5 protein-coding genes and 3 tRNA genes are annotated in these 9414 nt (G+C 71.1%); 3 read left to right on the forward strand and 5 right to left on the reverse strand.

Annotated elements, in window-relative coordinates; translation table 11 throughout:
- Position 1 precedes the first annotated feature (1 nt).
- The 5 genes from hrpA to ACFWJB_RS02860 all read right to left on the reverse strand — a co-directional run bounded on the left by hrpA (position 2) and on the right by ACFWJB_RS02860 (position 6133).
- Positions 2-3976, reverse strand: coding sequence for an ATP-dependent RNA helicase HrpA (gene hrpA, locus ACFWJB_RS02840; RefSeq protein WP_386919845.1), 3975 nt, complete (start codon positions 3974-3976; stop codon positions 2-4).
- A 165-nt stretch (positions 3977-4141) separates the two neighbouring features.
- Positions 4142-4215, reverse strand: a tRNA-Phe gene (locus ACFWJB_RS02845).
- 24 nt (positions 4216-4239) lie between these two features.
- Positions 4240-4314 (reverse strand) — tRNA-Asp (locus ACFWJB_RS02850).
- Between the two features lie 49 nt (positions 4315-4363).
- A tRNA-Glu gene (locus ACFWJB_RS02855) sits at positions 4364-4436 on the reverse strand.
- Between the two features lie 80 nt (positions 4437-4516).
- On the reverse strand, positions 4517-6133 hold the full coding sequence (locus tag ACFWJB_RS02860; RefSeq protein ID WP_386919847.1) for a metallophosphoesterase: 1617 nt from the start codon (positions 6131-6133) through the stop codon (positions 4517-4519).
- Positions 6134-6230: 97 nt separating this feature from the next.
- Between ACFWJB_RS02860 and ACFWJB_RS02865 the strand changes: the two genes are divergently transcribed.
- From ACFWJB_RS02865 to ACFWJB_RS02875, 3 genes are all read left to right on the forward strand, one after another.
- Positions 6231-6581 (forward strand): metallopeptidase family protein, encoded by a 351-nt coding sequence (locus ACFWJB_RS02865; protein ID WP_043383624.1) that lies wholly within the window; start codon positions 6231-6233, stop codon positions 6579-6581.
- A 108-nt stretch (positions 6582-6689) separates the two neighbouring features.
- Positions 6690-7241, forward strand: coding sequence for a hypothetical protein (locus ACFWJB_RS02870; protein ID WP_385466819.1), 552 nt, complete (start codon positions 6690-6692; stop codon positions 7239-7241).
- Positions 7242-7513: 272 nt separating this feature from the next.
- Positions 7514-9414: DEAD/DEAH box helicase (locus ACFWJB_RS02875; protein WP_386919849.1), on the forward strand; the 1901-nt coding region annotated here is incomplete at its 3' end.

The raw sequence follows: 9414 nt of genomic DNA on the forward strand, positions 1-9414 counted from the left end.
CTTACGGCGCCAGCGCGTCGATCGCCTTCACGATCCGCTTGTCGGAGACCGGGTACGCCGTCCCCAGCGCGTGGGCGAAGTAGCTGACCCGCAGCTCCTCGATCATCCAGCGGACGTCCAGGACCTGGCGCGGGACCGGCCGCCCGCGGGGCATCTGCTCAAGGAGCCAGGCGTACTCGTCCCGCATCTCGTGGACCTTCTCCATGCGGGTCGTGTCCCGCTGGACGTTGGCCGGCATCTGCTGGAGGCGGCGGTCGGCGGCGACCAGATAGCGCATCAGGTCCGGCAGCCGTCCGATGCCCGTCTCCGTCACGAAGCCGGGCTTCACCAGGCCGTCCAGCTGGGCCCGTACGTCCTGGAGGTTCGGCAGCAGCGCGGGGCTCCGCACCGCCTTCAGCCGGCGCTCACAGGCCTGCCAGGCGGCCAGCACCTGCTGCACCTGCCCCACCGTGCGGACCGTCGTGTCGACGATCTCCGCGCGGACCTTGTCGTAGAGCTTCCGGTACGACTCCTCGTCCCACGCAGGGCCGCCGAAGTCCGCGATCAGCCGGTCCGCCGCCGCCGTCGCGCAGTCGTCGAACAGGGCCTGGACGGAACCGTGCGGATTCGCGGACAGGGCCAGCTTCTGCTGGTTGGTCAGCTTCTCGGAAGCGAACTTCGCCGGGTTGACCGGGATGTTGCGCAGGATCAGCCGGCGCGTGCCCGTCCACATCGCCTGCTCCTGCTCGGCCTCGGTGTCGAAGAGGCGCACGGACACCGTGTCCCCGTCGTCGACCAGGGCCGGGTAGGCCTTCACCGGCTGACCGGCGCGGCGCGTCTCGAAGACCCGGGACAGCGTGCCGATCGTCCAGTCGGTCAGGCCGGCGCGCTCCACCGACTCGCCGCCACTGCGTTCGGCGGTGGCCGCCGCGGCCTGCGACAGCGCCTTGCGCGCCTTCGGCTTCAACCGGAGCTTCAGGGCCTCCAGGTCCTTGTCCTCGGCCAGCTTGCGGCGTCGCTCGTCGACGATCCGGAAGGTGATCTGCAGGTGGTCGGGGACCTTGGACCAGTCGAAGTCCTCCGGCTCGAAGGGCACTCCGACCATGCGCTTGAGCTCCCGCGCCATGGTCACCGTCAGCGGCTCCTGAAGGGGCACGGCCCGTTCCAGGAACGCCTGGGCGTAGTTCGGCGCGGGTACGTAGTTGCGGCGGATCGGCTTGGGCAGGGACCGGATCAGCTCCGTGACGACCTGCTCCCTCAGACCCGGGATCTGCCAGTCGAAGCCCTCGTCGGTGACCTGGTTGAGCACCTGCAGCGGAATGTGGACGGTCACGCCGTCCGCGTCCGCCCCCGGCTCGAACTGGTACGTCACACGGAACTTCAGCGGCCCCTGGCGCCAGGAGTCGGGGTAGTCGTCCTTGGTGACCGCACCCGCCTTCTCGTTGATGAGCATCTCGCGCTCGAAGTCGAGGAAGTCGGGCTGCTCGTGCCGCTTGTGCTTCCACCACGAGTCGAAGTGCGCTCCGGAGACGACGTGTTCGGGGACCCGCTGGTCGTAGAAGTCGAACAGCGTCTCGTCGTCGACCAGGATGTCCCGTCGCCGCGCGCGGTGCTCCAGTTCCTCGACCTCGGTCAGCAGCCGGCGGTTGTCCGCGAAGAACTTGTGGTGCGTACGCCAGTCGCCCTCCACCAGGGCGTTGCGGATGAACAGCTCGCGGCTGGCCTCCGGGTCGATCCGCCCGTAGTTCACCTTGCGCTGCGCCACGATCGGCACGCCGTACAGCGTCACCTTCTCGTACGCCATGACCGCCGCCTGGTCCTTCTCCCAGTGCGGCTCGCTGTAGGTGCGCTTGAGGAGGTGCCCGGCGAGCGGCTCCACCCACTCGGGCTCGATCTTCGCGTTGACGCGGGCCCAGAGCCGGGAGGTCTCCACCAGCTCCGCGGACATCACGAAGCGCGGCGGCTTCTTGAACAGCGCCGAGCCGGGGAAGATCGCGAACTTGGCGTTGCGGGCCCCCAGGTACTCGTTCTTCGCTGTGCCCCTCCCGCCCTCGCTCCCGGCGTCCTTCACGTCCTTCATGCCGACGTGGGAGAGCAGGCCCGCCAGCAGCGACACGTGCACGCGGTCGTCGGGCGCGGCGTGGTCGGCGTCGTTGAGGTGGATGCCCATCTGCTTGGCGACCGTGCGCAGCTGCGTGTAGATGTCCTGCCACTCGCGAATGCGCAGGAAGTTGAGGTACTCCTGCTTGCACATCCGGCGGAAGGACGACGAGCCGCGCTCCTTCTGCTGCTCGCGCACGTACCGCCAGAGGTTGAGGAACGCGAGGAAGTCGCTGGTCTCGTCCTTGAACCGGGCGTGCTGCTGGTCGGCCTGCGCCTGCTTCTCGGAGGGGCGTTCCCGCGGGTCCTGGATGGACAGGGCCGCCGCGATGACCATGACCTCGCGGGCGCAGCCGTTCTTGTCGGCCTCCAGCACCATCCGGGCCAGCCGCGGGTCGACGGGCAGCTGGGCCAGCTTGCGGCCGGTGTCGGTCAGCCGCTTGCGCGCGTCCTTCTGCGCCGGGTCGAGCGCGCCCAGCTCCTGGAGGAGCTGCACGCCGTCGCGGATGTTGCGGTGGTCCGGCGGGTCGATGAACGGGAACTTCTCGATGTCGCCGAGGCCGGCCGCGGTCATCTGGAGGATGACGGAGGCGAGGTTCGTCCGGAGGATCTCCGCGTCCGTGAACTCAGGCCGCGCCTCGAAGTCGTCCTCGGAGTACAGCCGGATGCAGATGCCGTCGCTGGTGCGTCCGCAGCGGCCCTTGCGCTGGTTGGCGCTGGCCTGCGAGATCGGCTCGATCGGCAGCCGCTGCACCTTCGTGCGGTGGCTGTACCGCGAGATCCGGGCGAAGCCGGGGTCGATGACGTACTTGATGCCCGGCACGGTCAGCGACGTCTCGGCGACGTTCGTGGCGAGCACGATCCTGCGCCCGGTGTGCTGCTGGAACACCCGGTGCTGTTCGGCATGGGACAGGCGGGCGTACAGCGGCAGGATCTCGGTGAACCGGTACTTCTTCTTCTCCAGGGCGTCCGCGGTGTCCCGGATCTCCCGCTCACCGGAGAGGAAGACGAGGATGTCGCCCTTCCCCTCGCCCATCAGCTCCTCGACGGCGTCGGTGATCGCGGTGATCTGGTCCCGGTCGGCGTCGTCGCCGTCCTCCTCCAGTAGCGGGCGGTAACGCACCTCCACCGGGTACGTCCGTCCGCTGACCTCGATGATCGGCGCGTCGCCGAAGTGCCGGGAGAAGCGCTCGGGGTCGATGGTCGCCGACGTGATGACGACCTTCAGGTCCGGCCGCCTCGGCAGTAGCTGGGCCAGATAGCCCAGCAGGAAGTCGATGTTGAGGGACCGCTCGTGGGCCTCGTCGATGATGATCGTGTCGTAGGCGCGCAGCTCGCGGTCGGTCTGGATCTCGGCGAGCAGGATGCCGTCCGTCATCAGCTTGATGAACGTGGCGTCCGGGTTCACCTGGTCGGTGAACCGCACCTTCCAGCCGACGGCCTCGCCGAGCGGCGTGTCCAGCTCGTCCGCCACCCGCTCGGCGACGGTGCGCGCGGCGATCCGGCGGGGCTGGGTGTGCCCGATCATGCCGCGGACGCCCCGGCCGAGCTCGACGCAGATCTTCGGGATCTGCGTGGTCTTCCCGGACCCGGTCTCACCGGCGACGATGACGACCTGGTGGTCGCGGATGGCCTCCGCGATCACGTCCTTCTTCTGGCTGACCGGAAGCTGCTCGGGATAGCTCACGGCGGGCACGCGGGCCCGGCGCTCGCCGATGCGCTGCTCGGCCTTGGCCACGTCCGCCTCGATCTCGGCGAGAACGGCGGCTCGGGCTTCCGGTTTGCGGATCTTCCGCGCACCCTCCAGCCTCCGGCCGAGCCGATGCGCGTCACGCAGGGACAGCTCGGTCAGGCGGGGAGCGAGGGCGCCGAGGGCGGGGGCGGGATGCGTAGACATACGGGTTCCAGGATCGCATCCCCGGGAAATTACTGGCGAACGCTTTTGCCCGGGGCCGGCGGGTGCGGGACGCACGGGACCGGAGCGGGCCGGAACGGCACCGGGCTGGGACCGGGCTGGCACCGGAAACAACAAGGCCCCGATCCGTAGATCGGGGCCTCACTGTGGCTGGGGCCGGGGTCGAACCGGCGACCTATCGCTTTTCAGGCGATCGCTCGTACCAACTGAGCTACCCAGCCGCGAGGTTTCACGTGAAACCTCAGCGGTCCTGACGGGATTTGAACCCGCGGCCTCCACCTTGACAGGGTGGCGAGCACTCCAAACTGCTCCACAGGACCAAGTGGCTGTGTGCGAACCAGCGAACCAAGTGTCGCACACGGTACTGCGTGCCCCCAACGGGATTCGAACCCGTGCTACCGCCTTGAAAGGGCGGCGTCCTAGGCCGCTAGACGATGAGGGCTATCGGCCCGCCTGCGCGCTTCTCAGCGCGTCGGGGACGTGAGAAGCATATGGGATGGCGGGAGCTATCGCCAAAACGGTTTACGGAGCGCCGGGGGCCGGGCTGCCCGGGGTGCCGGCGGAGCCCGTCGGGGAGGGACCCGTCCCGCTCGGCGACGGCTCCGCGCCCGGCTGGTTCTCCTTCGGCAGATGGCGGCGGACCTCGGCCGTCGTCAGACCCAGGCCGCCGAGCTCGATCTCGTCCCAGGCCTGGAGGCGTCGGCTGTCCCGGTCGAAGTAGAGGATCGACGCCTGCACCGGGTCGGGGTGCTTGCCCTCCACGGCACGCAGGCCGCTGCCGCCGGTGGAGCCCTCGACGCGGAGCCGCGTGCCGTACTTCATGACCTCCATGTCCTCGTGGTGGACATGACCCGCCAGGACCAGCGGGACCGTCCCGTCGACCTCGCGGGCCGCCGACGGCTCGTGCGCGATGGCGACGTCCACGGGGGTGCCGGCCCGGGTCTGGTCGCGCAGGGCGGAGGCCAGGCGGGCGCCGGCCAGTTCCTGGGAGGCCTCGGCGCCGGGCTTGCCGGAGCGGTCCGGCGTGTACTGCGGGTCGCCGATGCCGGCGAAGCGCAGGCCGGCGATCGTGCGGGCCCGGCCGTCGTCCAGGACCTGCACGTTCTTCAACCCCTCGAGGTAGTCCTGGGTGACGCGCGAGTCGTGGTTGCCGCGGACCCAGACGTAGGGGGCGCCGAGGTCCTCGATGGGGTCCAGGAAGCCGTTCTCCGCCGCCGTGCCGTGGTCCATGGTGTCGCCGGAGTCGACGATCACGTTGACCCGGTACTGCTCGACCAGCGAGCCGATGATCTTCCAGCTCGCGGGGTTGAGGTGGATGTCCGACACGTGCAGGACACGGATCGTGGTCGGGTCGGGCTGGTAGGCGGGGAGCGTGGACGTGACGTCGTAGAGCTTGGTCACGTTCGTCACCAGGCGGGCCAGTTCCTTCTGGTAGACGTCGAACTCGGTGACGATGCTGCGCGCGTTGCCGACCAGGGACGGCGCGGAGGAGAGCAGGCCGGAGAACCGCGGTTCCAGGACCGAGTCGGGGTTCCAGGTCGCGTACGCGGTGCCGCCGGAGGCGACCAGGAGGGTGAGGGCCAGCCCGCCGGCCGCCATGGCGCGGCGCGGGCGGCGGTAGACGGCGAGGCCGAGGGCGGTGGCGCCGGTGACGACGGCGACGCAGGAACGGGCGGCGAGGTCGAGGGTGCCGTGTTCCACGTCCTTCGCGACCTCGTCCTGGAGGCCGGAGAGGCGTTCGGGGTGGTCGACGAGGGCCTGGGCGCGCTCCGGGTCGAGCTGGTCGACGTTGACGTCGAGACGCACGGGGGCGACGTGGCTGTCGAGCTCGAGGGCGCCCAGCGGTGAGACGTTGATCTTCGTGCCGCCGGTCAGGGAGGGACGCAGGGTCATCGTCGTGTTCATGGGGCCGACCGGGACGCGCACATTGCCCACGATCAGCAGGCCGAGCCAGGCCCCGAGCAGGACGACGGCGACGAGGCCGAGGGCGCGGGTCCAGGGGTGGGAACGGGGGGTGAGCTCCGCCGTCGGGGGCACCGGGCGGGCGCGGTGGCGGCGGGTGAGGGCGCGCGGGGCGCTGCGGATGCGGTTCATCTCCTCGGCCAGGACGTGCAGGACTGCGGCGGGGACGCGGGCCATTGGTCCCGTATGCCCATGTCCTCGGGCTGATATGCGAGCGGGTGGTGGTGGGCGGCGGCGGTGTCGTACCCGATGTGTCGTACCCGACAATGGGGCTGTGCTGGAGATGACGCGCGAGGAGTTCGAGGAACTGGTCGCCGAGGCGCTGGACCGGATTCCGCCGGAGCTGACGCGGCTGATGGACAACGTCGCGGTGTTCGTCGAGGACGAACCGCCGGCGGACGATCCCGAGCTGCTCGGGTTGTACGAGGGGACGCCGCTGACCGAGCGCGGGGAGTGGTACGCCGGTGTGCTGCCGGACCGCATCACCATCTACCGGGGGCCGACGCTGCGGTTCTGCGAAACCCGTGAGGACGTGGTCGCGGAGACCGAGGTGACGGTGGTGCACGAGATCGCGCACCACTTCGGGATCGACGACGCGCGCCTGCACGCCCTCGGGTACGGGTGAGACGCGGTGGTGCGGTGACCGGGTGACGGCCTTCGGCGCGGCGCGCGTGTCCTCTTGCGGGTGACGGGAGTTGGGCACGGCGACTCCTGATCCCCGGAGGTGGCCGCCGTGCGCCCCTTGTACGTACCCGTCCGTTTGGCCGCCGCGGTCGTCGCCGTCGCCGCCGCAGCCGGCTGCATGAGCGTCGGTGACGAGTCCGGCGGGGACGCCAGGCCGTCGCACTCGGCCGGGGAGCGGGGTGGCGGGGCGCCGGCGGACGGCTCCGCGGTGTCGGGCGGCGCGGCCGGGTACGGCCCGGCGGCGGCCGGCGAGGGGCGCGGACACGGCCGGGGGAACAAGGGCGCGGACGACCGCGGCAAGGGGAAGGGCGACGGTCGCGGCGAGGACGGTGAGGGAGAGGACGCGTCCCCCTCGGGGCCGCCGTCCGCGCACGCCGGCGGATCCGCCCCGGCGAAGGGGGGACCGGACGGGCCGACGCCCCCGCGGACGGCCGACCCGGAGCCCCCGCGCACGGTGGACCCGGAGCCGACCCCGCCCCCGGAGCCGCCCGCCTCTCCGACGCCGGAGCCGACACCGGAGCCGTCCTCGTCGGCGCACGAGCCGCCGGGAACGCAGCTGGCGCACCGGGAGCCGGCACCCGAGGCCGGCGCGCCGGTGTAGGCCGGCTGCCGGGCCCGCGACGGGGTCCCGACACGGGGCGGCGGACTGGCTGAGCTGGGCATGTGCTACCCGGTTTGCCTTCAGGGGTGGTAGGTGCGTATGGTGGTAGATCGTTTGATCCCATTTGCCCGGCGCCACCGCAGAGCGCGCCGTGTGGCGCGTACTCTCCCTTGCCGTGATGGACCGCATCGAGGCGGTCGTATTGCGAATCGCGATTCACGGAGTTGACGGGCGCGTGCCGACTGAGAGACTCCGGAAGGTTTCGCATTCGCATGTCCATCATCAGTACTGATCACGTCGTCGTGCCCGAGAACGCCGAGGGCGTGACCGAGGGCCAGGAGGCCGTCGAGGCCCCCAAGGCCGTCGAGGCCCCCGAGGCCGTCGAGGCCCCCGAGACGACCTTCGCCGACCTCGGCCTCCCCGAGGGCATCGTGCGCAAGCTCGCGCAGAACGGCGTGACCACCCCCTTCCCGATCCAGGCCGCGACCATCCCGGACGCGCTGGAGGGCAAGGACATCCTCGGCCGGGGCCGCACCGGTTCCGGCAAGACCCTCTCCTTCGGTCTGCCGACCCTGGCCACGCTGGCCGGCGGCCGCACCGAGAAGCACAAGCCGCGCGCCGTCATCCTGACGCCGACCCGCGAGCTGGCCATGCAGGTCGCCGACGCGCTCCAGCCCTACGGCGACGTCGTCGGGCTGCGGATGAAGGTCGTCTGCGGCGGTACGTCCATGGGCAACCAGATCTACGCCCTGGAGAAGGGCGTCGACATCCTGGTCGCCACGCCGGGCCGGCTGCGCGACATCATCAACCGCGGTGCCTGCTCGCTGGAGAACGTGCAGATCGCCGTGCTCGACGAGGCCGACCAGATGTCCGACCTCGGCTTCATGCCCGAGGTCACCGAGCTGCTCGACCAGGTGCCGCCGGGCGGTCAGCGGATGCTGTTCTCCGCGACCATGGAGAACGAGATCAAGACCCTCGTCGACCGGTACCTGAACAACCCGGTCAGCCACGAGGTCGACGCGGCCCAGGGCGCGGTGACGACCATGTCGCACCACATCCTGGTCGTGAAGCCGAAGGACAAGGCGCCGGTCACCGCGGCCATCGCCTCCCGCAAGGGCCGCACCATCATCTTCGTCCGCACCCAGCTCGGCGCCGACCGTGTCGCCGACCAGCTGCGCGAGTCGGGCGTGAAGGCGGACGCGCTGCACGGTGGCATGACCCAGGGCGCCCGCACCCGCACGCTGGCCGACTTCAAGGACGGTTACGTCAACGTCCTGGTCGCCACCGACGTGGCCGCCCGCGGCATCCACGTCGACGGCATCGACCTGGTGCTGAACGTGGACCCGGCCGGCGACCACAAGGACTACCTGCACCGCGCCGGCCGTACGGCCCGTGCGGGCCGCACCGGCACGGTCGTCTCCCTGTCCCTGCCGCACCAGCGTCGCCAGATCTTCCGGCTGATGGAGGACGCGGGCGTCGACGCCACGCGCCACATCATCCAGGGCGGCGCGGCCTTCGAGCCGGAGGTCGCCGAGATCACCGGTGCCCGGTCGATGACCGAGGTCCAGGCCGAGTCCGCGGGCAACGCGGCGCAGCAGGCCGAGCGCGAGGTCGCCCAGCTCACCAAGGAGCTGGAGCGGGCCCAGCGGCGTGCCACGGAACTGCGCGAGGAGGCGGACCGGCTGGTCGCCAGGGTCGCGCGGGAGCGGGGCGAGGACCCGGAGACGGTGCAGGCCGAGGTGGCCACGGCCACTGCCGCGGCCACCGAGGCCGAGGTCACGGTGCCGGCGCAGTCGGGCCCGCGCGAGGTGGAGCAGACCGAGCGGACCGAGCGGGCCGGGAACGGCCGCTTCGCCGACCGGGACCGCTCCTACGACCGCGACCGCGGCGGGCGCTCCTTCGACCGCCGTGACGACCGCGGTGACCGCGGTGACCGTGGCGGCTTCCGTCGCGACGACCGTCGTGACGACCGCGGTGACCGTGGCGGGTTCCGCCGTGACGACCGTCGTGACGACCGCGGTGGCCGTTCGTTCGAGCGTCGTGACGACCGTGGCGGCTTCCGCCGTGACGACCGCGGTGACCGCGGTGACCGTGGCGGCTTCCGCCGTGACGACCGTCGTGACGACCGCGGTGGCCGTTCGTTCGAGCGTCGTGACGACCGTGGCGGCTTCCG

The sequence above is a fragment of the Streptomyces sp. NPDC127100 genome (assembly GCF_042724095.1).
Classification (GTDB): domain Bacteria; phylum Actinomycetota; class Actinomycetes; order Streptomycetales; family Streptomycetaceae; genus Streptomyces.

Excerpts from the sequence above, each read along its gene's own strand:
- hrpA (WP_386919845.1), bottom strand. The coding sequence starts at position 3,976 with ATGTCTACGCATCCCGCCCCCGCCCTCGGCGCCCTCGCTCCCCGCCTG.
- ACFWJB_RS02860 (WP_386919847.1), bottom strand. The coding sequence starts at position 6,133 with ATGGCCCGCGTCCCCGCCGCAGTCCTGCACGTCCTGGCCGAGGAGATG.